This is a genomic window from Paenibacillus sp. 19GGS1-52, from assembly GCF_022369515.1.
Classification (GTDB): domain Bacteria; phylum Bacillota; class Bacilli; order Paenibacillales; family Paenibacillaceae; genus Paenibacillus_AQ.
The window spans coordinates 4,662,958-4,687,739 of record NZ_CP059724.1 but is presented as its reverse complement, the minus strand read 5'-3'; the positions used below and the strand labels follow the sequence as shown (position 1 = coordinate 4,687,739).

Here is a 24,782-nt window from a genome sequence, read left to right as displayed (position 1 = left end):
TTTCACGCTTTGTTAGAAAATATAACATTGGGGAGTGGGGTAATAATGAAAAAGAAGTGGTTGATGATGTTGCTAGCCATGATTACATTGATGGCCTATCCGGTAAGTGCATTTGCTGCAGATGGCCCAACTAATGCGGATTTACAGATTGGCTTGGATACGGCATTTACTTTCCTGGCATTTATCTTGGTATTCTTTATGCAAGCAGGGTTTGCAATGCTCGAAGCCGGTTCGGTACGAATGAAGAACGCAGGTCACGTAGCTGGTAAGACAGTATTGACACTGGCAATTGCGAGTTTGTGTTTCTGGGCACTCGGCTTTGGACTAGGATTTGGTGATGGTAACGGATTTTTCGGTACCACAGGATTTTGGTACGATGGTGATGCGACCAAATCGGTATTTGGATCATTGGCCGCTTCTGATGTAACCCTAAATGTTAAATTCTTATTCCAAATGGCTTTTGCGGCAGTTTCACTGGCTATCGTATCTGGTGGTATGGCGGAACGTGCAAAGCTTAGCGTATATATCATTTTTGGAATTTTGTTCTCCATCGTGATTTATCCTGTCGTAGCTCACTGGGTATGGGGCGGCGGTTGGTTGGCTGAACTGGGTATGCAAGACTATGCAGGGTCCACAGTTGTCCATCTTACAGGTGCAACCGCAGCTGTTGTCGCGACAATCTTACTTAAACCTCGTCTTGGTAAATTTAATAAAGAAGGCAAAGCAGTCATTATTCCAGGTCATAACCAGGTGTTCACTGTTCTCGGTGTTATCATTCTCTGGTTTGGCTGGTTTGGATTCAATCCAGGCAGTGCGTTGTCCCCAATGGGTGGTTTCTTCGGCCATGTAGCATTGACAACAAACTTGGCAGCAGCAGCTGGCGGTTTAGCTGCACTAATTGTCTCATGGTTATACTTCGGCAAGTCTGATATTCCGGCAATGCTGAACGGTGTTCTGGCTGCATTGGTAGCAATCACAGGTGCCTGCGCATTTGTAGAGCCTTGGGCTGCCATTCTTATCGGTTTTATCGCTGGTGCATTTACATTCATGACTTCCCAATGGTTGGAACGTGCAGGTCTTGATGATCCGATCTACGCCTTCTCAGTTCATGGTATTGCAGGAATGTGGGGAGCAATTTCCACTGGTTTGTTCGCAACACCTACTCTGGTAGGAAAAGTCGGTATCGGTAAAGCAGGCGTATTCTACGGTGGCGGATTTCATCAACTCGGGGTACAAATACTGGGTGTAGTTGGAACCTTCGTATTCGTAGCAGTAATGTCCTTCATCATCCTATACGTAATGAAGCTTGCTATCGGACTTCGTGTTACAGAAGAAGAAGAATTGATGGGTCTGGATATCAGTGAGCATGGTACTTACGGCTACCCTGAACAGATGAAATTGATTGCAGATTCCGAATCCAAAACCCCTAAACTATAAAAATCATTTTACTTAAATAGGGAGGCGGACCGATTGGCTTCGATGGAGACAACAGATTGGAACGAAGAGAAGAGCTATACGTCCATCGTAACGGCCGGTTCGCCACAGGAGCTTAAAGAAAGGCGTACTGCCTGTCAAAGCGTGCTTCTTGAGCAATTAAATGTTATCCCAATTGAACGATGGATGCTCCGTGTGAATGCGATGCATGATCTCATTGCACAGACGGCGGTACAAATATGTGAGGCGCAGATGAAAGAGGCGGGCTTTGGCCCGCCTCCCTGCGCCTATTCCTTTATTGTATTCGGCAGCGCAGGGAGAATGGAAGCTACACTTTGGAGCGATCAGGATAACGGATTAATTGTAGAAGGTGAACCGGACGTTGCTAATAACCAGTATTTTAAAGATTTTGGTGCCATGCTGTCCGATATTCTGGAAGAAGTAGGATATGAGAAGTGCGAAGGCAAGGTGATGTGCTCTGAACCGATGTGGCGAAAAACATTGCCTGAATGGAAAAGGCAGCTTGAAGGCTGGGCTAATCAGCTGGAATGGGAGCCGATCCGTTATCTAATTATCTCTTCAGACATGCGTCATGTTGCAGGAAGCACTGAATTGTCTGCGGAGTGGCTGAAAGCCTTGCATCATTGCTTTGTCGACAATGAGAAATTGTCAACAGCAGTTCTGCGCAATACAGTTCGGCATAAAGCCACGCTTAATCTTCTCGGACAGGTACTTACGGAGCGCTTCGGCGATTATGCCGGTGGATTCGATATTAAATATGGAGTCTATATCCCACTTCTGAATATAGTTAGACACTTGTCTTTACTGCATGGAATAAGTGAAAGCTCAACACTGGAGCGGATTAAAATACTGGATGAAATGCATAAATATCAACATTTGGAGGATATTAGGCGAGCTTTTTTAACCGCTCTGCGGTTGCGTGTCAATACGCCGTATAGTACAGAGAATGGCTTGTTGACTAGCAGTGACTATGTTGCCGAGAGTGATTTAAAGAATAAGCAGCTGATGTCCGAACTGCGAGAAAGCTTGCTGCTTGTCAGGCGCTTACATCGGGCTTTGCAACGCCAGCTCCGGTCAGCGGAAAGGAGGTAGTTCATGAAGGAGCCGAACAAAGGCGGAGGGTTCTGGAACAACTTAAGACAGGGCGGAATGCCGTCTGCCATCGCGTCCATGAGAGGCGGGGAAGCAGCACAGCAAACAGCACAGCAAATGGCATTTATCCGTTCTCTGATGCGTGAAAAGCGGCGTCCTGAGGTGCTACGTACTCCATTATCGGAACTGGAGACTGTTATTTTTGATCTGGAGACCACTGGTTTTGCTCATCAACACGGTGATGAAATTATGTCAATTGGTGCGATTAAAGTCGTAGGTGAGACTATTAAGGAAGATGAGTGTTTCTATACACTGGTGAACTGCCAGACTGCTATTCCGGAGAATATTACGCAATTAACAGGAATATCTGAGGAAATGACACGTTCAGCACCTTCCCTAATGGATGGTCTTCATAATTTCATGTCATTTGTTGGTCAGCGAGTGATGGTGGCTCATGCAAGTTCTCATGACAAGTCTTTTCTTAATGCAGCACTATGGAAAACCTCCAAGGTCCAGCTGACCCATCGCGTACTGGACACAATGATGCTGGCCCGCTGTCTTGAGCCACAGCGGAGCAATTATACTCTGGATGAGCTGCTGGCAGTGCACGGGATTCCGATCAGCGGGCGCCATAATGCTCTGGAGGACGCCAAAATGACCGCGAGTCTGTGGGTGTCCTATCTTCAAGAAATCGCTCAGAAGCCTCAGTTAGAGACCTTAGGCGATTTATACACTTATTTAAGCAGAGCATAGATTGGGGCTTGTATTAGCCTAGGGGAGGACCTTCCGTCGATCACAAGCTGCCGATCAATGTAATATCCTCCAAAGTATGGGACATTGTTATCTCCTTGTCCGGGAGAACCTATCACATAAATCTGGAATTCCGCACCTAGTGCCGTTAATCCGCTTAAATCAGCGGCAGAAGGCAGGGGTGTTGAATGCGGATGAGAGTGAAACAAACCGATAGGGGACGGTACATTATAGAGGGCCTTAATCCATTCACTAGGGTGAGGCACAAAAGCATGCAGCGGGTCAGGCGCTACGTTGCTGATGGGCACATAAGTGTCGATCAGCATGCCTCCCGCTGCGGCAGCACCCAGCAGGACTCCGCATGCTTCATGTGGATAACAGGACAACAGATGCTTCCCCAGCGCTTGTTGTACGGACGGTTTCAGTCTTATGGGCTGAATATCTCCCTGGATTGCTGTCAATTGTTCACCCCTCTCTTCACTCGGGTTTCGTCTATGGACGGAATCCCTTTTTTTGTCTAGAAATGTAAGGTTTGAAACTAAAGCAAATGGGGGTACAATAAGAGGACACTATTCCATTCGCAAAGGAACATACCTCTATGAATGCTGTTAAGAAACGGAATTTGACGGTTATGGCCCTTGTTGTTTTTCTATTGATTCTGACGGTGTGGCATAATCGTGAACCCGAAACGGCCGCTGTTTTTCAACAGCAAAAAGGGCTTCCAATGAGAATCGGTCCTCAAGCTGGGCTGTTAGCTCCGTCATTTTCCCTTAAGGGAAGCAACGACCGTGTGTATTCTATTGGCGGAACAAGAGATAAGGCGGTAATGCTTAATTTCTGGGCGTCTTGGTGTGATCCCTGCCAGCAAGAGGCACCAGAGCTGAATGCAATAGCTGAGCAGTACAAGGATGTTCTGGATATATACGGTATTAACGTGAATAGTTACGATTATAAGCCAAATGCAGAACGTTTTATCAAGAAATATAATCTCGCTTTTCCAACTATGTTTGATTTGAAAGGTGAAGTATTTGCCAAATATAATGGAGCGGTCTTTCCTACTAACGTGTTGATTGATAAGAACGGAGTGATTTCCGAGATCATTCTGGGTGTTCTGAGCCGTGAGGAGCTGGAGAAGAAGATCATTAAACTTACTCGACCATAGGTCCACTTGTAGCGCTGCTAATGAAAAGGCCCCCTTCAGTCTGAAGGGGGTTCTTTGTATTAGAGTAGCACCTATTGTGGGATAGAACTTTAATGATTTACCAAACCTCTTGGCTCGTTATTAGCTTCATTATCGTTCTTCAGCGAGATCTGTCCTAGCAGGGCGTAGCGCATACTGTCGACAAGCGCCTCCCAGCTGGCTTCAATCACATTACTGGACACCCCAACAGTACTCCAGGTATTGGTAAAGTCTTTGGACTCGATCAGGACTCGTACCTTGGCAGCTGTCTGATCTTGTTCATCCAGCACACGCACCTTGTAGTCGGAGAGATGCATATCCTTTAACTGCGGGAAATATGGCAGCAAAGCTTTGCGCAAGGCATTATCGAGTGCGTTGACTGGACCATTGCCTTCTGCGGCTGTATAGAGGTTCTCGCCACCTACATTGAGCTTCACGAACGCTTCTGACACTACGGGCTGCCCGGCCGTTTTCTCCACTAGCATTTTGAAGGATTCAAAGGTAAACAACTCATTCATCTCACCGGTGGCTTCGCGTAACAGCAGTTCAAGTGAGGCGTCAGCACCTTCGAACAGATAGCCCTGATGCTCCAGGTTCTTGATCTTGTCAATTACCTTCCGGGCCTGCTCACTACTTGGGTCCAGACTCAGTCCCATATCTTGTGCCTTGGAAACCACGTTGCTCTGACCAGCAAGCTCAGAGACGAGCACGCGTTGTTTATTGCCGACCAATTCAGGTGCGATATGCTCATAGGTACGTGAATCGCGCATGATGGCCGAGACATGAATCCCACCCTTATGGGCAAAAGCGGCAGTTCCGACATACGGTTGGTTCACTGGCATATTAACGTTAGCGACTTCACTAATAAAGCGTGCTGTATTCGTGAGCTGAGGCAGAGAATCTCCAGGAATACAGTGATAGCCCATTTTGAGCTGAAGCGTAGGAATGACTGAGCAAAGGTTAGCATTACCGCAACGTTCACCATACCCATTAATTGTACCCTGCACCTGAGAGGCTCCTGCTCCGATAGCACTAAGCGTATTTGCTACTGCTAACTCGCAATCGTTGTGAGTATGAATTCCTAAAGGGGCACTTGGGAGGTGACGCGACATCGCCGATACAATCTCCTGAATTTCATGCGGTAGCGTTCCGCCGTTCGTATCGCACATAACTAGCCAATCGGCCCCGGCTTCCCGCGCTTTGGCCAGCACAGCTGATGCATACTCTGGGTTGTGTTTATAACCATCGAAGAAATGCTCAGAATCGAATATAACCTCTAGACCGTGTTGTTTCAAATAGGATATGGAGTCGCCAATCATAGCGAGATTCTCCTCCAGAGTGGTCTGAAGTGCAGTATGCACATGGAAATCCCATGATTTCCCGACCAGTGTGACTGCAGGAACACCCGCGTCGATCATTCGTTTGAGATTATCATCGTGTTCTGCCAAGGAGTTCTTGCGGCGAGTGCTGCCGAATGCAGTAATTTTGGCGTTGAGATGCAGTTCCTTGACTCTTTTGAAAAATTCAATGTCTTTATTGTTGCTTCCCGGAATGCCACCTTCAATATAGTGCACACCCAGATCATCGAGTTTCTTGGCGATTTTCAGCTTGTCATCCGCTGACAGACTGATTCCTTCACCTTGGGTGCCGTCGCGCAGTGTTGTATCGAAGATGGAGATGGACTTAGACATGAGAGTCCTCCTAAAAGTTTTGTGAGCTTCGGCTTCCGGAATTCGCTTCGTGCACAACTCGCATTGGAAGCATACGCTTAAGGGAAATGAATTTTTACATTATATCATTTTTACGCGGGAATGTAACAAAGAACTTTGCAGGCTGTCTGTTTGAAGTTGACCTTCAGGCACTGGAGCGGTATTCTAAATCTGACAATAGAAACCCTAAAGATAAGAAGGTAGACATTGTGCAGAATGTGGATCAATATTATCCAACGAGTGGAAGGGTCATCCTGCATGTGGATATGAATGCTTTTTACTGTTCTGTACATGAAGCGGAAGACCCGCAGCAATATAGTGGTAAGGCTACTGCAGTTGCAGGAAGTGTAGAGCTCAGGAAGGGAATTATCGTTACCTGTTCCTATGCCGCACGTAGGCAAGGGATATCAACGGGCATGCAGGTCCAGAAGGCGCTGCGTATTTGTCCCGCTTTAATTGTTATTAAGCCGGACTTTCATCTATACCGGAAGTATTCCAATGCTTTCATGCAGATTGCTTATAGTTACACTCCGCTGCTTGAAGCAGTGTCAATAGATGAATGTTATCTGGATATTACAGGATCGCGCCAGTTCGGCAATCCGCTGGAGATCGCCGAGATCATTCAGCGTCGTATTATGGATGAACTGGGTCTGCCTTGTTCCATCGGGATTGCCCCCAATAAGCTGTTGGCTAAGATGGGTTCGGATTTGAAGAAGCCAAATGGTATTACAGTGCTGAGGTTGCGAGATGTGCCAAAAATTCTGTGGGACAAGCCTTGTGACCAAATGTTCGGTATTGGTGGCAAGACTGCCGAGAAGCTTCGTAAGCTAGGCATCTATAGTATTGGACAACTAGCTGCTGCAGATGAGGGAATGCTGGTGGAGAACTTTGGGGTTATGGGTTCCTGGTTAAAGCGGGCTGGAAACGGCATTGACCATGGCTTAGTGAATCCTGAGCGGGAGCAGAGTAAATCTATCGGCCACACGACTACATTACCCCGGGATGTCATCGGTCTGGCTGAAGCCAGACCGATTCTACTAAACTTGAGCGATCAGGTAGCAAGGCGGTTGCGGAAGCAAAGCTTGGTAGCCTCCGGATTGCAGCTAACCATTCGTACACCCGATATGAAGACGATAACCCGTTCGCGCCAGCTTGAAGTACCCACAGAGACCGCTGAGGATATTTACAAGGCGGTCTGTGAGCTATATTCGCGGCATTGGAACAAAGAGAAACCGGTGCGTCTTCTTGGGGTGACTTTGCAAGGCCTAACCCCAAAAGAAGAGTCGGCCATTCAGCTTGATTTGTTCGATTATGAACGTCAGCCAAAGAAGGAATCACTGAACAAAGCTATGGATATTCTGCGTAATAAATTTGGCGAGAGCGCAGTTTTGACTGCTGGAATGCTGACAGATTCTCATTCCGCGAGGCTGCGCAACCATAAGGAGCGAGGAACCTCGCTGCAAAAGGATAATTTGCACACGGTAGACCCTGATAATGAGTGAAATAAACATTCTATGTCATGTCAATTTAGTTGCCGTATTATGCGGCGAAAATGTAAACATGATGAAAATGAATTGAAATTAAAGTCTATTTATATTAATATGAGAAAAATAACACGCTGCTACAGTAGCGCTGTATTGTTTAACGGGAGGCAGAGAAAATTATGGCTAAATACACTTGGGTCGAGAAAGATACTTGCATTGCATGTGGTGCATGTGGAGCGACGGCCCCTGATATTTTTGATTACGATGACGAAGGCTTGGCAGAAGTCATTTATGACAATGATGGCAACCACGGTGTGAAAGTTATTCCAGACGATTTGTTTGATGATTTGCAGGATTCTGCGGACGGTTGTCCGACTGACTCCATTAAAATCGCTGATACGCCTTTTAACAAAGAAGGCTAATTGTTTTATTGGTAAATATCATATGAGACAAGATGAAACGGGTGCCGTCCTTTATATGGATGGCACCCGTTTCTTCGAGAAATATAAGCATAAATTGTTGCGTGAAGCATATAAATTCTTATATTTTTATAAAAGACATCTCCTAACCGGTGCAAATTCGGCAGGGAGATGTCTTTTTATTTTTTTGCCTCTGACCGATATTAATAATGAAGGAATTACAAATAGTGGAGGTACCGATGAAAAACTCGCAGCACCTCAAAGCCTATGTACAGATGCATCCGGAAAATAAGATGGCATGGTACTTGCTGGGTAAGGAATACTATAAGAACGGCCAGCATGGAAAGGGTAACTATTGCTTTAATCAGGCAGGTGAAGTCTATGAAGCATTCGAGCACAGTAAGGTGCCTGCTGAAATGCTGCGTGAATATGAGGAAGGATTGTTGCAAGAGGGACGCCAGCGAGGACGGCGCAATCAGAGAACACGTCGTATATTGTTACTATTTGCAATGTTTCTACTAGTTATCATGCCTGCCGCCCAGGCTCCGGGTTCCACTCTCGCGGGAGAATACGAGACTGGCTTGGTGTCCCATGCAGCAGCAGCTGATGTGCCTGTTGCGGCAACTTCCAAAGGTATTCCTCCCACAGGAAGCAAAAAGGTAAGCTTTACGGCTCAAGCGATTGGAGATACGGCTTCATCTGGAAAGGCATTAGCTACTATGATCGGGAGTAAGATACCTTCTGTAAAAGCTGTATTGGGAATGAAGCGCGCCGGTAAATGGCTATTGTGGAAAGAGAAGCTTCCTCTTACCTCCACTTTGGAGACAAGCGAGGCTGGGGCTATCGTATATCAGTCTTACGACCCTGTTGCTTGCGCGTGTAAGCCGCCAGAGCATGCGGCGCTTACCAAACAGGCTGCCCAGTGGCAGGCCGTCCAAGAACAGCTAGCCACGCTGTGGAGTGCTATATCGGCATTTCAGAAGAACAAGGGGAGTCTGCCTGATTCGCTGCAGCAGTTGGCAAGTCCCTTTCCAGGAAATTGGCTTGGGGGAACTACGCCAGTTATGAAACAGAAATTTACGGCACTGAGAGCGGCAGCGGCTTCTTTATCAGCACCGGGAGCAACTAAAGCATCCCCTGCACCTGATGCAGCATCCGGTACTTCAGGAGCGGCGGCAGCAAGTGGCACACCAAATGCTGCCGCTGTTAGCGGAGGTGGCGAGGGGAGCACTCCTTTTTTTGCCGGGCCGCTTACCATTATTGTAGATAAACAAAATCACCGTTTGGCAATAGTCAGCGGCAGCATTATTTTACGGAATTATGAGGTCGGACTTGGTGGGAATAAGACACCGGAAGGTAACTTTGTCATCACGGATAAGGTGGTTAACCCGAATGGTCATGCGAATGGGGAGTTCGGCAGCCGCGGTCTGCAGCTTTCGGAGAGTAATTATGCTATTCATGGAACCAATGATCCTAATAGTATCGGCGAGGATGAATCACAAGGCTGTATACGGATGAAACGCGCGGATGTGGAGGAGTTATTTGCTCTGGTACCCAAGGGGACAAAGGTAACTATTAGTAAAGGGGTTCTGCCTGAAGAGCTGGTGCTGCCAAAGGAACGGTTCTCCTCTTCTGCACCCCATGATCAGACCAACCCCCGCAAAGTATATCACTGGCTGAATTAATTACCTGCTACAATAAAAAGAATGATTATAAGTAGAATTAGTACTACTAAGCTTACGCCGATCCACAGGATTGCTTTGCGGTTAACCTCATCTTTCTTCTGTTGCAATGTAGGAGGTTTGCGTTTAGTTGTCATACCAGTCATACCCTCTTTCTCTCTTAATCGCTGATTACCCTTACATTGTAATGCGTTTACAGGAAAATTACTATACTCAAGGTTCGGGCTCGAGGGTCCTGTGAGGTTAAAAACTTTTCTTTTCACCAGGAAAAGGCTAAAATCAAGAAGAAACCTACAGAAACAGGGAGACTTGAGGCACAAGCAAGAAACCCTTGAAGGAGCGAGAATGGTGCTGTATCGTAATTTTGGCAAACCTTTTTTCTTTAAAATGGACCCGGAGAAAGCGCACCATCTTGTAGTAGGCGGTTTGGATAAGTCGGCTACCTTACCTGGAGGCAGCGCAGCCTTGCGCTTGATGTACGGTGTTCCGGAGACCGCTGATCTAGCTGTGGAGCTATTTGGTCAGCATTTCCCGACTCCGGTAGGACTTGCAGCCGGACTGGATAAGAATGCCGAGGCAGTTGCTGGGTTCTCATCCATCGGTTTTGGATTTATGGAAGTGGGCACGGTCACACCAAAGGGCCAGCCAGGTAATGATAGCCCACGTCTCTTTCGCCTTCTTTCGGATGAAGCGTTGATCAATCGGATGGGCTTCAATAATGAAGGGGCCGAGGCAATGGCAGAGCGGCTCAAGGCACTGAAGAAGCGCAGAATTCCGGTAGCTGTCAATATTGGCCGGAATAAGGCTACGGCCAATGAAGCGGCACACGAGGATTATCGCCAGTGCATCCGTACGCTTTATCCGTACGGTGATTTTTTTGTGGTAAACATTAGTTCACCAAATACGCCCGGTTTGCGCAGCCTCCAGCATGGCAATGAATTATCATTCCTGTTGGCTCAGGTGAAGGAGGAAATGGAACTTCAGCGTAAGAAGAGTGGTATTTCCAAAAGTTTACTGGTAAAAATCGCTCCGGATGTTAGCGATATAGAACTGGAATATATGGTACATACGCTGACAGAAGCTGGAATGGATGGTATTATTGCTACCAACACCACGGTAAACCGCGAAGGACTTAAGAGCATGCAGGCTGGAGAGGCCGGGGGCTTAAGCGGTAAACCACTACGTGATCGTTCAACGGATATCATCCGCAGCATATATCGCCAGACTAGCGGGAAGATGCCAATCATTGGCTCCGGCGGTATATTCACCAGTCAGGATGCTTATGACAAAATCCGGGCAGGCGCAAGTCTGGTCGAAATTTATACAGCTCTTATTTATGAAGGACCGGAGGTTAACCGCAAGATACATGCGGGACTACGGCAGCTGCTACGGCGGGACGGATTCCGCAATATCTCTGAAGCGGTGGGCGCCGATCATCACTAAAGGAGACGAAAAGACAGGAGGACGAAGACGATGGACGTCAGGGACTGGGGTACTTTTTTGCTTCCATATGAACAGGCAGTGGAGGAACTGAAAGTTAAATTCAAAACGATGCGTTCGGAGTTGAAAAAGAGAGAGGAATATACACCGATCGAATTCGTAACCGGCCGCGTTAAACGGCTGTCAAGCATTTTGGAGAAAGCACAACGCCTGAATGTGAAGATGGAGGATCTCGAGACGGGTATAGAAGATATTGCAGGTATTCGGATTATGTGTCAATTTGTGGAGGATATCCGCAGAGTGGCCGAATTTATCCGGCACCGCAAGGATCTTGAAGTTCTCTATGAGAAGGATTACATCACCAATTACAAAGATAGCGGCTATCGCAGCTTCCATATGATTATTAAATATCCCGTACAAACAGCTCTGGGACAAAAAATAGTGCTTGCCGAGATTCAAATCCGCACATTGGCGATGAATTTCTGGGCGACGATTGAACATTCCCTGAATTATAAATACCGGGAAAGTCTGCCGGATGAAATGCGATTACGACTAAAAACAGCAGCGGAAGCGGCCTCAATTCTAGACAGTGAAATGTCCAGCATTCGCGAAGAAATTCTGGAAGCACAAAAGACCTTTGAGGAAAATTCGAACACAACAACACAACTGCTGAAGGCAATTCATCAATTGTATTTCTATCACTTGGTCAATGAGGCGATTGAAAGCCAGGAACGCTTTAATGAAATATGGCAGACTCAGGATATGGATGCGATGAGGGTCCTTCTCGATCATGTGCGGGCTCTGCTGTCCGAAGCTAAGAAGGGCAGTCTGCCGCATGGCCTATGAGTCGTTGTACTTGGCATACCTGATCTATTTCAACCGCGACAGAGACTATTTTGAATGCCACGAGGTGTTGGAAGAGCTATGGCTTGCTCAGGGACGCGACCCGCTCTACAAGGCTCTGCTGCAGGTTGCAGTAGGCTTATACCATTTCCGTAATCACAATGTGCGCGGTGGAATAATACTCTTAAACCGGGCAGCTGCCCAGCTTCAGGATTATCCAGCAGTGACGCTCGGGATTAATCTCGATAAGCTGGTGAAGGAAGTCAAGAACTATGCCTTGCGCTTGGAGCATTACAAGGAGCATTCGTTTCCATATTATGATCTGACCATTGATATCGTAGACTCGCACCTGGCAGAAGAAGTGACGGCTATGGCTGATGCCATTATACCGAACAACCCGCAACGTCGCGGCCCACAGCGTCCGGCATCATCTCATCATAAATAAACAACAATAAACAACGATAAGCAACAAGAAGAAACAGCTTGCCGTCCTCTGAAAGAGGCGGTAACCGTTTCTTCGAGAAATATAAAGATAAGTTATCAGGTGAAACATATAAATTCTTATATTTGCACAAAAGGGACACCCTTAAAGGTGTTCCCTTAACTATTTTGGTCTATCAAGCAGGAGGACGGCATCATGGCAGTACAATTGCCCAGTTCTTTCACACAGCGGATGAAGGATTTGCTGGGAACAGAATATAAACAGTTTGCAGATTCGTATCTGGAGACCCCATACGGAGGCATGCGGGTCAATACTTTAAAAATAACGGTGGAGCGCCTGTTGGCACAATCCCCTTTTCAGTTGGAGCCAATCCCCTGGTGTCCAACTGGCTATTATACGGAGGAGGGCGTAAGGCCCGGCAAACATCCGTATTACCATGCGGGATTGTATTATATTCAGGAGCCAAGTGCGATGGCGCCAGTTGAGCTTCTTGGCGTTAAACCTGGTGACAGGGTGCTGGATTTATGCGCCGCTCCCGGAGGTAAATCCACGCAAATTGCTGCGAAGCTGCAAGGGCAGGGCTTACTGGTCAGCAACGACCTTCATCCTGAGCGGACAAAGGCCTTAGCCAAGAATCTAGAGCTTTATGGGGTGCGCAACGCCGTGGTGCTGAACGAAAGTCCAGACCATATCGCGGCGGCGTTCCCGCACTTTTTTGACCGAATACTGATTGATGCGCCATGCTCCGGCGAGGGCATGTTCCGCAAAGATGAGGATATGGTGAAGCAGTGGGAACCGGAAACACCAGCCAAATATGCTGTTATGCAGCGGGATATTTTACAATCGGCGGCTGCAGCATTGGCACCGGGTGGGACGCTTGTCTACTCGACATGCACGTTCGCAATAGAAGAGAATGAAGGGACAATTGCTGAGTTTCTCGCTGTCCATCCGCAGTTTTCGGTTGTTCCGGTTGGCGGAACGGGTTCCTTTGCCATGGGTTTCGGAGAACTGCCAGGAACGGCCCGACTGTGGCCGCACAAGGTGAAAGGTGAAGGCCACTTCATGGCCGTGCTGCGCCATGACGGAACCCCGGCTCCGATTGAGGAACCAGAACCTGAGGAAATCTCGTTGTCTATTTCTGAGCGGAGGAATTCTAAAGGCAAACCCGCAGCTAAACCAGCTGTAACCCGAGTTGAAAGGGGTCACGGCAAAGGTGGACGAGCCTCTGGAAAAACTACTAGCGGAACGAGCCGTGATCTACAGCACGTCAGTGTAGAGGTTGCTTTGGCCGCCTATGGTGATTTTATTAATGAACAGCTAGGCTGGGAGCCTAAAGGTTACCCTGTGCTTTTTGGCGACCACCTGTATATCTCCCCACTTCCGCAGGAGTCGCTGAACGGGCTTAGGACAATTCGTCCAGGCTGGTCTGTGGGACATCTCCGTAACGGAAGATTTATACCCAGCCATCCATTGGCTACAGCATTGCATCCTCCAGAGAGCTGTCGCAGTCTTTCCTTATCAACCAGTAATGGTGAAGCGGTGTCTTATCTTAAAGGAGAAACACTGGCGATTCCGCTGGAACGTCTGTCTGTAAGATCAGGAAGCACTCCGAAGGGCTATATGCTGGTCTGTATTGACGGCTATAGTGCGGGATGGGGCAAATGGCAGGATGGGATGCTGAAGAATGAATATCCCGCAGGCTGGAGGTGGACATAAGCATGAGCTCATCAGGCAATGCAGCTAAAAAACAACGGCTAGATAAAATGTTGTCCCATATAGGTGTGGGTTCACGCAGTGATATCCGTAAAATAGCGAAGCAAGGATTGATTCATGTGAATGGTGCTGTTGTAAAGGACAGTGGGTTTCATGTCGATCCGTATAATGATAGGGTTGAAGTTAACGGTGAGGTAGTCACTTACCGTGAATATATTTATCTCATGATGAACAAACCACCGGATGTGTTGTCTGCAACAGAGGACAAGCGGGACCGGACGGTTCTGGATCTATTAAAGTCGGAGTATGCCCAGTTCGAGCCCTTTCCTGTGGGAAGGTTGGATAAGGATACGGTAGGACTGCTGTTGCTTACGAACGATGGGAAGCTTGCACATGAGCTGCTGTCACCACGCAAGCATGTACCCAAGATCTACGAGGCTACTGTAGAGGGTGAAGTCGACGCAGATGATGTAGCAGCCTTTGCCGCTGGAGTAGAGCTTGAGGATGGTTATGTCACGCTGCCTGCGCATCTAACCATCTTGAGCAGGCAACGTGGCACTACCACAATCTCGTTTATATCCTTAATGATTACCGAGGGTAAATTCCATCAGGTGAAGCGGATGTTTCAGGCAGTTGGCAAGAAAGTCACATTTCTGAAGCGCGTATCGATGGGTGAGCTGAAGCTGGATGAGGATTTGGCTTTGGGCGCTTACCGGGAGCTGACGAAAGAAGAGCTTAATCTGCTGAGTGCAGGTGCAGCGGAGCTTTAACTAGAGAGTTAACAGTTATATGACAAAGTTCAGTTATAGTAATTCTATAGATAATAAGATGGATTAGGATGGTGGAGTATGAAATACAAGCTTATAGCGCTTGATGTAGATGGTACGCTGCTAAGTGATGATCACCACTTAAGTGCTGAGAATAAGGAGGCCATCGCTGAGGTTACACGTCAGGGAGGCCAAATCGTGTTATGCACAGGCAGAAGCCCTCAGAACTCGATTCCTTTTATGGAGGAAATGGGCTTGTCAGGTTATGTGCTGGGCCACAATGGTGCAGTAACTGTACGAGTAGAGAACCGGGAAATATTGCATCAATTCGGTTTGGATGCACGTGGTCTAGATCCCTATATTGCTTATTGCCGTGAGCATAATATTCATTTTGATGTGAATACTGCTTTTGATATGTATGTGGATAATGTTGAGAATCTGGCAAAAGAAGCCAATCATATGTATGAGCATTTTAAGATTATGCCGGCATCGCTGCCCGCTTGGGAGGATTTCCACGAGCCCATTGTAAAATTTACTGTGTTTACACAGTCGGATACACTGGATGAAGCTGAACGGGAATGGGGCACTTGGACTCACCAATATAACATTTTGCGCAGCGGTGAGTTCTTCGTTGACTTTATGCATCCAGAAGCTTCTAAAGGCAATGCCCTAAAGCACTTAGCAGAGCAGCTCGGAATTCCTCAGGAGGAAGTCCTGTCGATTGGTAATTATTTTAACGATATTTCGATGCTTACCTACGCAGGTCTGGGTATTGCCATGGAGAATTCGCCAGTTGAAGTCAAAGCAGCAGCAGATGCCATTACAGGAACGAACAATGAGCATGGTGTGCGCGATGCGCTGGTTAAGTATTGTTTGGTTGGATAGTTATAGTTTACTAATGAACAGAATGAAGAGAGCATAACTCAGAAACCCTCGGGCAGCTGTTTATGCTCTTTTTATTTTGGTTCTAAAGTTATTTCGCAGAAAAAGCGACCGCACCGCCCCTAAAAAGGGACGGCACAGCCGCTTGAAGTATGAGGGTTATGAAGCCCTGAATGTATTTAGACGAACAACGAACGAGAAATGATGACGAGCAAGATGAAGAGCACCAAAATTGCTCCAGTCGAAGTGAAGCCTACTGGCATTGCACCCATGTCTGATTCCTCCCTTAACTCAAGTCTAGTTCCCATAGCTTTGTCTGCTGACGCAGCGAGTTGGGATAATGACATCATATTCAGAAGGAGATCATTTGAGCTGGTCAGCAGCCTAGTGCTCGTCAATATGGGCTTTTAGGATACGCAGACCTTTCGGCAAATGGTTCTTTAGCTGGCTTGAACTGGCCTTGCCCCAGCCAACGGGTAAACCATCTACACTGACGAGTGTCCACCCATGCAGCTCTGCAGGAACTGGCAAGCTCTCGCCGCGCAGCCAGGCATGTATTTCAGGTCCGTCCTCTGTCATATTAAAGTTGCGGGCTGCCTGTTCAGGCTGGAGGGCCATCGCGAGTGCGTGAGCAGGTTCAATCCGGTTCTTCTTCAAGTGGGCAATATGCAACCCGGCACGTGGAACCCGCAGTCCATCAAGTAATCCGGCATGCAGGGTATCCTTAAAGGACTCAGGCAGCAAATATAAGGATTCTCCGAAGAGAAGCGGCACGCCCTGGCAAGCGAAGCCAGGCAGTTCTATAGCGGCCCAGGCTTGAAACTGCTGGAAGGCATCACGCAGAGCGGAGTTGGTTCGTGGGCCAGTTTTGCCCCGTCCACTACCGCTACTGCGTTTAGAACGGCTTTGTTCAGCTTCGTCCGATCCTCCTTTGCGCAGCAAGGCTACAAAATGTCCCTCACCTTTCTGCAGGTGCGGCCAGAGTCGTTTGCTGGTGATCAGCTCCATATCAGGATAGCTGTCTGTAAACCGGGCAATGACCTCTTCGTTCTCTATCCGGTTAAATGTGCAGGTTGAGTAGGCTAAGGTGCCGCCTGGCTTTAGCATAATATAGGCATCCTGCAAAATATCCCATTGTCTCGCTGCACACATCTCCACGTGCTTGGGTGACCATTCAAGAGCGGCCGCAGGGTCCTTGCGGAACATGCCTTCGCCGGAGCAGGGGGCATCCAGCATAATCCGATCAAAGGTCTGCGGGAAGCGCAGCGATAGCTCGCCTGGAGTCCCGCTGGTGACGATCGTATTGCAGAGGCCGAGACGTTCCACGTTCTCTGCCAGTATTTTGGCCCGCTCGGGGTGGATTTCGTTGGATATCAACAGGCCTTGGCCTTTCATCAATGCTGCAATATGAGTTGTCTTTCCGCCGGGGGCAGCAGCCAGATCGAGAACGGTCTCTCCTGGAAGGGGAGATAGCAGCTCGGCTGCGGACATTGCCGACGGTTCCTGAATATAATATAATCCAGCCGCATGGTAAGGATGTCGACCCGGGCGAGCGGGCTCTTCATAATAATATCCTTCCGGGCACCACGGAACAGGCTCTAGTCCGAATAATGAGAGGGTATGTTCAGACGCTCTGTGGTTAAAGCTTGAGGTGCTCTTTAAGCGATTAAAGCGCAAGCCCTGCGTCCGCCGGGCCTTATAGCTATCCAGAAAAGCGTCCGCCTCTTGTCCCAGCATCTCTCTCATGTTTGTGGTGTAAGCGGCGGGCAGCCGTTCTTCACTCATACATCATTCTCCTTTTTGTTAGTTGCTGTTTCAGGTTTATACCGATAAAATCAAAGGGTGGGGCAACTAGCACCTGAAAATGTACATATACACAACTATATCATAATTGCCGGGTCTCACTGTATTCAGGGCAATAGTAAAGGGGATGTACCTTATGAATTTGCTGCAAGCGCTCTTCTTCCCGCCGGAGCAGCCCGGTGGTGTATCGTCCATGATTCCGTATCTTCAGGAACGATTTCGTTCAAGCCGTTGGGAGATGGATTTGTTCTGGCTGCCCAAACGGATTCGCAACAAGGGACGCGAAGATATTGTATTCGAAACCTTTGACTGGACACAGTATGGTGAAAGTCCGGTCGTCCAAAAATATATTCAAACTTATCGTGATTACTTATGGTGGACAAAGCTGCGCATGAGTAAACAATATGATCTTATTCATGCTCATCATCCGATTGCCGGACTGGCCATGAAAAAAATATATCCGGATATTCCGCTGATCCAGACCTTACATTCCAGCTATGAGCGTGAGTTGATTCTTAATGGGGCTATCATCGAGGGAGGGCTGGAGCATCAGTTCCTGGTATCCATATACCGTGAACTGGAGCATGTCAGCGACCGTCTGATGACGGTATCGCGTTCTTTTGCCGATTATCTCGCGCCATACATTCAGGAGCCAGAGCGCATCGGCGTGATTCCGAACGGTTTTGATGAGAAAAGATTTAAGCCGGTTCCACATGAGAATGCGATTCCGCAGCTGGTTACCGTGACTCGTCTGGTTCCGGCCAAAGGGATTGATACCTTGTTCAGAGCTTGTGCGGAGCTTAAAAAGCGCGGACATGAGTATGTGCTGCATATTATCGGGGATGGTCCTTCCCGCACAGAGCTGGAAAGTCTCGCCCAATCACTAGGCATATACAATGAGACGATTTTTTATGGCTATACGCTGCATCCAGAAGAATTTATGCCTTTCTTTGACATCTTCGTACTTCCTTCCCGGGCGGAATCGTTCGGTTCGGTCTTTGCGGAAGCGGCGCTCAGCTGTCTGGCTTTGGTGGGTACAAATGTGGGCGGGATACCGGAGCAGATTGAAGACGGCGTCAACGGTCTGCTGGTAAATCCGGACGATGAAATTGCCCTGGCGGATGCGCTGGAAAAAGTTATTGCCGATCCGTCTTACCGCTACGAACTCTCACGATCGGCCTGGGAGAAGGCGAAAAGCCTGTACTCGCTCACCCGTGTAGCCAATGAACTCAAGAAAACTTATTTGCAGTACCATCCAGGGGCGAAGGGGTGAGCAGGTATGATTCCTTTTCGTTTCCTGCATGCTGCGGATCTGCATCTCGATAGTCGATTTATCGGACTGGCACATATTCCTTCCTCTGTACGCTCCTATTTGAAAGAGTCCACCTTTGCCGCCCTCGGGCGGCTAGTTGGCGTGGCCGTTCAGGAGAAGGTTGATTTTGTGGTTATTAGCGGAGATATCTATGATATCTCCGACGCTTCACTGCAGGGACAGCTGCGCTTTCAGGAAGCCTTGCAGGAGCTAGGGAGTCATGGTATTGCTGTATTCCTGATTCATGGCAATCATGATCCGCTCGATGGACCACGTCTGACTTCGGAACCGCCGAAGCATGTTACGGTATTCGGCAGTGAAGAACCAGTACATGCTGTAGGCTATCGTCGCAGTGACGGCAAGGAAGTGGCTATTGTCAGCGGGATTTCTTATCCTACGGCAAAAGTGACGGAGAATACTGCATTGACCTTTCACCGAAAGCAAGGCAGTTCTTTGTTTCATATTGCTCTGCTGCATGGAAATGTGGATGGAGATCTTCAGCACGAGACTTACTCTCCCTGCACCCGCAGGGATCTAATTGAGCGTGGATATGATTATTGGGCGCTCGGGCATATCCATACGCGGAGTATTTTGCAGGAGCGGCCTGCTATTGTGTACCCAGGCAATATTCAGGGGCGCAGCATCAAAGAGACCGGACCCAAAGGTTGTTATGTGGTCGATGTTGAGGAAGAGGGGGGAGTGGCTTTGCATTTCCATGAGCTGGATTCGGTCCGCTGGTGGGTCAAGGAGATCTCGATTGAAGGTTTAAGCAATGAAGCCGAATGGATTGAAGCTGTGGAGCGGGCTGTGGAAGAAATCAGAGAGAGGCATTCGCAAGCGATGTCTGTTGTTCGATTTCAGCTTACAGGTCGGGGGAGTATACATAGGTTGCTTGTCGAAAAAGGAGCAGTTGAGGATTTGCTGGCTGAATTGCAGCGGCGTGAGACTATTCTGGCTGAGCGGCAGCAATATAACGGGCTTGTCTGGACAGAAGGCTTCGCGGTGGAGTCGGGTCTTGCAATTGACCGGGAACAGCTCCTGCAGGAGGATAGCTTTCTTGGAGAAATGCTACGGATTGCCGTGCGGAGCGAGCATTCTCCGAGTGAGCTGGATGATTTAATGAGCAGTGCACTGCAGCCGCTAATGGAGAATCAGGAGCTGCGTAAGCTACTGTCATCGGTAGGCGCAGATGAGAAGTTGGACTGGCTGAGACAGGCAGCGGAGCTGGGAGCTACGCTACTCAGCGGGCGTGAGGATTCTGCGGATGAGGTTGCTAATCCGCCATATCGGCAAGCCGGAGGGCAAAAGGATGAACATTGAGCAATTAAAGATTAGTGGATTCGGCCGACTTCACAACCGGGAGATCGAGCTGGCAGAAGGCGTGACGGTACTCTATGGCCGTAATGAGGCTGGCAAAAGCACGATGCTCCAGTTTATCCGCTCCATGTTGTTCGGAATTCCCGGACGCGGAAATCCTCGCGAGAGATATGAGCCCGTGCAGGGTGGTCTACACGGCGGGATTCTTACCGCACGCGACAGGGATGGCGGCAGTTGGACCATTCGTCGCTACACAAGTGGGGAGAGCCAAGGGCGAAGCGAAAAACTGAATATTAGCTTGAGCCGTCCAGATGGAACTATAGAGGAGCTGGCACAATCTGAGATGGAGCGGCAATTGCTGGGTGGCATCTCGCGGAGCATGTTCCGCCAGCTATTCGCAGTGTCGCTTACCGAGCTGCAGGAGCTGGCCACCTTGCAGTCCGATGAAATGAGCGGCTATCTCTTCCACGCGGGTATGGGTGGTGGTGGTGACATTATGCGGGCGGAGCGCCGTTTATTGCAGGATGTCGAGAAGCTGTACAAACCGCGGGGCAAAGTGCAGGAGGCAGCAAAGATCTTGCAGGCCATAGAGAAGCTGGAGCGCCAAATTGCTGAAAGTAGATCCTTTCTCCCACGCTATAATGGCAATATTGCTGCGCTGGAGAATACTGAGGTTGAGCTGTTAAATCTCGAAGAGCAGCGTAGATTTACCAGTGAGAAGCTGATTATGTTCCGCAAAGCGCTGGAGATTCGGGGTCTGTGGCTCAAATGGAGTGAAGCCCGGCTGGAACTGCAAGGCTTACCGATCATTTCTTCCTTTCCTGAAGACGGAGCTGCTCGTTGGCTGAGCCTTGAAGGAGAGATTAGAAATGTGGAGGGAGCTGTAAGCCGCTTGGAGCGGTTGAAAAGCGAACTGACAGCTGAGCTTGCCCAGAATCCCCCCGATAGCCTCTTGGCAGCTCAAGGACCTGCAGTGGAGGTTCTGGACCGTCGCCGCAGCACCTATGAGGACCGGAGGTCGGAGCGGCAGCGGCTGGAGGGTGAACGGGCGGCGCTGCGCGAGCATCTGCAGCGGATTCTGCGCGGTATTGACAGTGGCTGGAGTACAGCCGAGCTGTCAGCCTTCTCTAGCGCGGCGGTGGATCGTGAAGCGGCGCGGCGTTATGCGGCGGCGTTCTCCGGTTATGACCGCCGCATGGAAGCGGAGGGCGCAGCGCGCCAAGCGCTGCGCTCCCGCCTGGCTGCAGCCTCGGCTGCGCTGCAGGCTGCGGAACGGGCACTGGCACGCGAGCATGCGGCCGGCGCAGAAGCCTTTGCGCAGCTGGCTCCGCGCAACGCGCGTGAAGTGCTGCAGCTGTGGGACGAGCTGCAGCAGGCCGCGGAGCGCTGGCGCGAGGCGCTGCAGAGCGCCGGCCTGCAGAGCGGCGCTGGCGCCAGGAGTGATGGGCCCAGCGCGAAGCGCTTGGCCGCATTATACCGGCGCCTGCTGCTGGCGAGCGCAGCCCTGAGCGTGCTGCTGCCCGCAGCGCTGTGGCTGACCGGCGCACCGCCGCTCAGCGCATGGATCGCGTTCGGCCTGCTGGGCGCGGCCGATCTGGCCCTGTGGGCCGGCTGGCGCAGCGCGCGCCGGCCGGAAACCTCCCCGCCGCAGCATGGCGGGGACGGCAGTGCAGCCGCAGCCGACATGCTGCGGCTGCGGGAGCTATTGCTCTCCGGCGCCTCGGCGGAGAGCGCGGCTACCGGGCGGCTGGGACGGCGGCCGCCCGAATCCCCGAGCCCAGCCGCAAGTGGGCTGGAGGCGGGGATGAAGGAGCTCCGCAGGCTGATGGATGCCTGGGGAGCCTGGCAGCAAAGACTGGAGCGTCTAGGCAGCGAGCGTGAGCTTTGTCGGACTGAGCTGGCTACTTTAGCCGGGCAGGAGAAGGCGCTGGCTGAAGAGATGCGACAGGCGGAGAATGTATTTACAGAAACGGCAGAACGTTATGAAGAATGGCTGCGCCAGCGCAAGCTGCCAGAAGGTCTGTCACCGGAAGGGCTGCCGGATATCTTTAGTCTGGTGGAGCAAGGTAATGAATTATTGCGTCAGGAGACCAAGCTTTCCCAACGTTTGCGGGAACTGGAAGGTGAGTGCGCTGCTTACGAGGAAGAGTGCCTGAAGCTTATGAATGAAGCAGCAGTGGAGAGCAGCACGATAACTGGAACAGCTGTGAATCCGAATGGTTTCAGTAATACATTCAACAGCTCAGGGAATTCTGCGTTAACGATACTAAGCTGGCTGGACGCAAGAAAAAGAGCTTGGGAAGAGCTGAAGATAGCACTGCAACGACGGAATAACCTTACCTCACGGCTGCTTGAAGTAGAGGGCGAGTTAAGGGAGAGCCTCAGAGAGCTAAGTCAACTGCGCCAGCGCTGCGAAAGCCTGCTGCGTGAAGGAGGAGCTGCTGACGGAGAGGACTTCTTACGCAGATCATCCAGTGTACAGCTGCGCAGTGAGCTTACCAAGCTGGTTCGCCAATCAGAGCTGGCTATGTTTGGAGGCTGGGAGTCACAGAGAACAGGAGCGCTGCTGGAACTGCTGGATCAGAATGATGCTTCAGCGCTGGAGCAGGAGAGGACTGCTATAGAAGAGTCTGCCGCCCAAGAGGAGGAAGCTCGCAATACCCTGCTGCAGCAACGTGGCAAGCTCCTGCAAGAGCGGGAATTTCTGTTGGAACGCTGCATGGAGGATACTGTTCTCCAGCAGTTGGAGGAACAGCGGGCGGCCTTGAAAAAGATTGCCGGGCAATATGCTGTAGCTGCGCTGACTGCGGAATTAATGGGCAGAACACGCCGTATTTATGAGGAGGAGAAGCAGCCGCAGGTGCTGCTGCTGGCTTCCGCTTATTTTGCGAAGCTGACCGAAGGGGAGTATCTACGGGTTGTGATGACTTTAGGTCATAAAGAACTTAAGGCAGAACATAAGGATGCTGGGCTCCTGGACAGCGGGCTGCTCAGTCGGGGGACGGCGGAGCAGCTGTACCTAGCCATCCGGTTGGCGCTGGCAGAGACCATGTCACGGCAAGCCAACCTGCCGCTGTTATTTGATGATCTTTTTGTGAATTTCGATGAGCGCCGTCTTCATGCAGCACTCTCCCTTCTGGGAGAACTATCCGCTTCCCGCCAAATCGTCATGCTGACCTGCCATCGTCATGTGGCAGAAGCTGCGGCCAGAATTATTTCTTCTGCAGCGGTCATTTCCGTGTAAACCGAGTGACTGGTTTAGGAGATATGCTGGAGATATTTTTACCATCCGAGCCGTGAGGTGAAGAGGATTGCTTTTTATGCGGCGGAGATGACCATGGAGTACGCAGCAGCTTGACTGCCCAGATCAGGGACAAGGCGCCGAAGATAGGGTAGAATACCGAGAGCAGAGAGCTGAACCCAAACTGGCTGAGCAAATAGCAGATTAACATCAGTAGCGGCGTAATCAGCGAAGGTGCAATCCGCAAATGCTGTTTCAACTGCTCACCGACGCCATAAATATCAGCGACAAAGGTACTGAAGATTTCCAGGAAGATCAGCAATAGATAGACAGTTTGCACCAATGTTCCTAGCCGGAAGGCAATGCTGCCCATGGGGATTTCGAACTGCAAGATCCCTGGCATCTGCGAGCTCATGGCAAAGTGGGCCGCCAGCAACATGAATCCTATGCCTATACCGCCAAGAATGCCGCCTCGTACAAGGGCACGTTCTTTGTCGGTATGCCGGGCTAGTGGAACCAGTACAGCTTGCGCCATTGCCAGATTAAAGGCAGTATACAGCAGTGGGGACATCCAGGCCCCAAAGATACTGCTATCGGTGTCAAGGAACAGGAATCGGCCTGCATTCGGTATCTCAAAAGTATTGAAGATGATAATAAGCGACAGAGTGAGCATTAAAGGCACCACGATGCTATTCATCTGCAGGATACCGGAAATACCGCGTTTCAGCAGGAAATAAGAGCCCAACAACGTCAACAGCAGCCCGGTCTGATAATGAAGACCTAAATGCTCTTGAAAAATAGCGCCCGCCCCGGCCAGCATAATGCTGTTTACACCGATAAGAATAACCATGGTGAATAGGCTAATGCTGCTGCCCACCTTTTCACCGAAGAGGTGACGGTTGAAATCCTCATAGGATTCCGCTTCAATCCGCCTGGCGATAATCATCATTTTTGTGCCTAGCCAGATAAAAAGTATGGTGGAGAGCAAGATCGTCAGTACTGCCCACTGACCGTATTGGGTGAAGAATTTAAGGATTTCCTGTCCCGTCGCGAATCCGGCTCCTACAATGGTGCCAATATAAGTGAATGCGATCTGCAGTGTGCGGACATGAGATTTCATGGCTGCCCCCCTAAAAGTTTTGCGAAAATTTCGTATCTTCGGGATTAGCGAATACTAAGCTCCAAAACTCTGTATTACAGGATTGCCTTGTGCACTCCGTATAGTACAGGTTATGATGAGGAACAGAAGGA

The 24,782-nt window shown here is 49.6% G+C and carries 23 protein-coding genes; 17 read left to right on the top strand and 6 right to left on the bottom strand.

The window, feature by feature from the left end; all coding sequences use genetic code 11:
* Window positions 1–45: 45 nt before the first annotated feature.
* The 3 genes from H1230_RS21940 to H1230_RS21930 are packed head-to-tail and all read left to right on the top strand — an operon-like array spanning window position 46 to window position 3,300.
* Window positions 46–1,437 carry an ammonium transporter gene (locus tag H1230_RS21940; RefSeq protein WP_239712005.1) on the top strand — a complete coding sequence of 464 codons (1,392 nt, stop codon included), beginning with the start codon at window positions 46–48 and terminating at the stop codon, window positions 1,435–1,437.
* A 42-nt stretch (window positions 1,438–1,479) separates the two neighbouring features.
* Window positions 1,480–2,547: a DUF294 nucleotidyltransferase-like domain-containing protein gene (locus H1230_RS21935; protein WP_239717474.1), complete on the top strand. Its 1,068-nt coding sequence runs from the start codon at window positions 1,480–1,482 to the stop codon at window positions 2,545–2,547.
* Window positions 2,548–2,550: 3 nt separating this feature from the next.
* Complete coding sequence (locus H1230_RS21930; protein WP_239712004.1) at window positions 2,551–3,300, top strand: exonuclease domain-containing protein; 750 nt, start codon at window positions 2,551–2,553, stop codon at window positions 3,298–3,300.
* Here H1230_RS21930 and H1230_RS21925 read toward each other — a convergent pair.
* On the bottom strand, window positions 3,282–3,758 hold the full coding sequence (locus tag H1230_RS21925; protein WP_239712003.1) for a M67 family metallopeptidase: 477 nt from the start codon (window positions 3,756–3,758) through the stop codon (window positions 3,282–3,284). The two genes, H1230_RS21930 and H1230_RS21925, sit on opposite strands and share 19 nt — an antisense overlap.
* Before the next feature lie 137 nt (window positions 3,759–3,895).
* Between H1230_RS21925 and H1230_RS21920 the strand changes: the two genes are divergently transcribed.
* A complete protein-coding gene (locus tag H1230_RS21920) occupies window positions 3,896–4,459 on the top strand; it encodes a TlpA family protein disulfide reductase (RefSeq protein WP_239712002.1) in 564 nt (187 codons plus the stop codon).
* An 89-nt stretch (window positions 4,460–4,548) separates the two neighbouring features.
* On the opposite strand, the gene cimA is transcribed toward H1230_RS21920, so the two are convergent.
* The gene (gene cimA / locus H1230_RS21915) at window positions 4,549–6,168 is read right to left on the bottom strand and encodes a citramalate synthase (RefSeq protein ID WP_239712001.1); all 1,620 of its coding nucleotides are present in this window, start codon (window positions 6,166–6,168) and stop codon (window positions 4,549–4,551) included.
* An 86-nt stretch (window positions 6,169–6,254) separates the two neighbouring features.
* Between cimA and H1230_RS21910 the strand changes: the two genes are divergently transcribed.
* The 4 genes from H1230_RS21910 to H1230_RS21895 all read left to right on the top strand — a co-directional run bounded on the left by H1230_RS21910 (window position 6,255) and on the right by H1230_RS21895 (window position 9,774).
* On the top strand, window positions 6,255–7,688 hold the full coding sequence (locus H1230_RS21910) for a DNA polymerase IV (RefSeq protein WP_481857087.1): 1,434 nt from the start codon (window positions 6,255–6,257) through the stop codon (window positions 7,686–7,688).
* A 161-nt stretch (window positions 7,689–7,849) separates the two neighbouring features.
* Window positions 7,850–8,092, top strand: a complete 243-nt coding sequence (locus H1230_RS21905) for a ferredoxin (protein WP_239712000.1) — start codon at window positions 7,850–7,852, stop codon at window positions 8,090–8,092.
* A gap of 22 nt (window positions 8,093–8,114) precedes the next feature.
* Window positions 8,115–8,381: a hypothetical protein gene (locus H1230_RS21900; RefSeq protein WP_239711999.1), complete on the top strand. Its 267-nt coding sequence runs from the start codon at window positions 8,115–8,117 to the stop codon at window positions 8,379–8,381.
* Window positions 8,329–9,774 carry a L,D-transpeptidase gene (locus H1230_RS21895; RefSeq protein ID WP_239711998.1) on the top strand — a complete coding sequence of 482 codons (1,446 nt, stop codon included), beginning with the start codon at window positions 8,329–8,331 and terminating at the stop codon, window positions 9,772–9,774. The genes H1230_RS21900 and H1230_RS21895 overlap by 53 nt, the downstream gene beginning before the upstream one ends.
* Here the strand turns inward: H1230_RS21895 and H1230_RS21890 are convergent.
* The gene (locus H1230_RS21890; protein WP_239711997.1) at window positions 9,771–9,908 is read right to left on the bottom strand and encodes a hypothetical protein; all 138 of its coding nucleotides are present in this window, start codon (window positions 9,906–9,908) and stop codon (window positions 9,771–9,773) included. The genes H1230_RS21895 and H1230_RS21890 overlap by 4 nt on opposite strands.
* Before the next feature lie 211 nt (window positions 9,909–10,119).
* Here H1230_RS21890 and H1230_RS21885 point away from each other — a divergent pair, with 211 nt between their 5' ends.
* From H1230_RS21885 to H1230_RS21860, 6 genes are all read left to right on the top strand, one after another.
* Entirely contained in the window at window positions 10,120–11,214 is a 1,095-nt protein-coding gene (locus H1230_RS21885; protein WP_239717470.1) for a quinone-dependent dihydroorotate dehydrogenase, read from the top strand.
* Between the two features lie 30 nt (window positions 11,215–11,244).
* A complete protein-coding gene (gene yjbM / locus H1230_RS21880) occupies window positions 11,245–12,057 on the top strand; it encodes a GTP diphosphokinase (protein WP_239711996.1) in 813 nt (270 codons plus the stop codon).
* Window positions 12,047–12,499: a DUF309 domain-containing protein gene (locus H1230_RS21875; RefSeq protein WP_239711995.1), complete on the top strand. Its 453-nt coding sequence runs from the start codon at window positions 12,047–12,049 to the stop codon at window positions 12,497–12,499. The genes yjbM and H1230_RS21875 overlap by 11 nt, the downstream gene beginning before the upstream one ends.
* Before the next feature lie 192 nt (window positions 12,500–12,691).
* A complete protein-coding gene (locus tag H1230_RS21870) occupies window positions 12,692–14,212 on the top strand; it encodes an RsmB/NOP family class I SAM-dependent RNA methyltransferase (RefSeq protein ID WP_239711994.1) in 1,521 nt (506 codons plus the stop codon).
* Between the two features lie 2 nt (window positions 14,213–14,214).
* A complete protein-coding gene (locus H1230_RS21865) occupies window positions 14,215–14,979 on the top strand; it encodes a pseudouridine synthase (RefSeq protein ID WP_239711993.1) in 765 nt (254 codons plus the stop codon).
* Window positions 14,980–15,057: 78 nt separating this feature from the next.
* Window positions 15,058–15,861, top strand: a complete 804-nt coding sequence (locus tag H1230_RS21860) for a Cof-type HAD-IIB family hydrolase (protein ID WP_239711992.1) — start codon at window positions 15,058–15,060, stop codon at window positions 15,859–15,861.
* 176 nt (window positions 15,862–16,037) lie between these two features.
* Here H1230_RS21860 and H1230_RS21855 read toward each other — a convergent pair whose 3' ends face one another.
* Window positions 16,038–16,130 carry a YjcZ family sporulation protein gene (locus H1230_RS21855; protein WP_239711991.1) on the bottom strand — a complete coding sequence of 31 codons (93 nt, stop codon included), beginning with the start codon at window positions 16,128–16,130 and terminating at the stop codon, window positions 16,038–16,040.
* A gap of 112 nt (window positions 16,131–16,242) precedes the next feature.
* The gene (locus H1230_RS21850) at window positions 16,243–17,643 is read right to left on the bottom strand and encodes an RsmB/NOP family class I SAM-dependent RNA methyltransferase (protein ID WP_239711990.1); all 1,401 of its coding nucleotides are present in this window, start codon (window positions 17,641–17,643) and stop codon (window positions 16,243–16,245) included.
* A 154-nt stretch (window positions 17,644–17,797) separates the two neighbouring features.
* On the opposite strand from H1230_RS21850, the gene H1230_RS21845 reads away from it, so the two are divergent.
* Genes H1230_RS21845 through H1230_RS21835 form a run of 3 tightly spaced genes read left to right on the top strand, consistent with a single transcriptional unit; the run spans window position 17,798 to window position 23,534 of the window.
* The gene (locus tag H1230_RS21845) at window positions 17,798–18,934 is read left to right on the top strand and encodes a glycosyltransferase family 4 protein (RefSeq protein ID WP_239711989.1); all 1,137 of its coding nucleotides are present in this window, start codon (window positions 17,798–17,800) and stop codon (window positions 18,932–18,934) included.
* Between the two features lie 6 nt (window positions 18,935–18,940).
* Window positions 18,941–20,293: a metallophosphoesterase family protein gene (locus H1230_RS21840; protein ID WP_239711988.1), complete on the top strand. Its 1,353-nt coding sequence runs from the start codon at window positions 18,941–18,943 to the stop codon at window positions 20,291–20,293.
* Window positions 20,283–23,534 carry an AAA family ATPase gene (locus H1230_RS21835; RefSeq protein WP_239711987.1) on the top strand — a complete coding sequence of 1,084 codons (3,252 nt, stop codon included), beginning with the start codon at window positions 20,283–20,285 and terminating at the stop codon, window positions 23,532–23,534. The genes H1230_RS21840 and H1230_RS21835 overlap by 11 nt, the downstream gene beginning before the upstream one ends.
* Here H1230_RS21835 and H1230_RS21830 read toward each other — a convergent pair.
* Complete coding sequence (locus tag H1230_RS21830) at window positions 23,521–24,651, bottom strand: YkvI family membrane protein (RefSeq protein WP_239711986.1); 1,131 nt, start codon at window positions 24,649–24,651, stop codon at window positions 23,521–23,523. The genes H1230_RS21835 and H1230_RS21830 overlap by 14 nt on opposite strands.
* Between the last annotated feature and the right edge of the window lie 131 nt (window positions 24,652–24,782).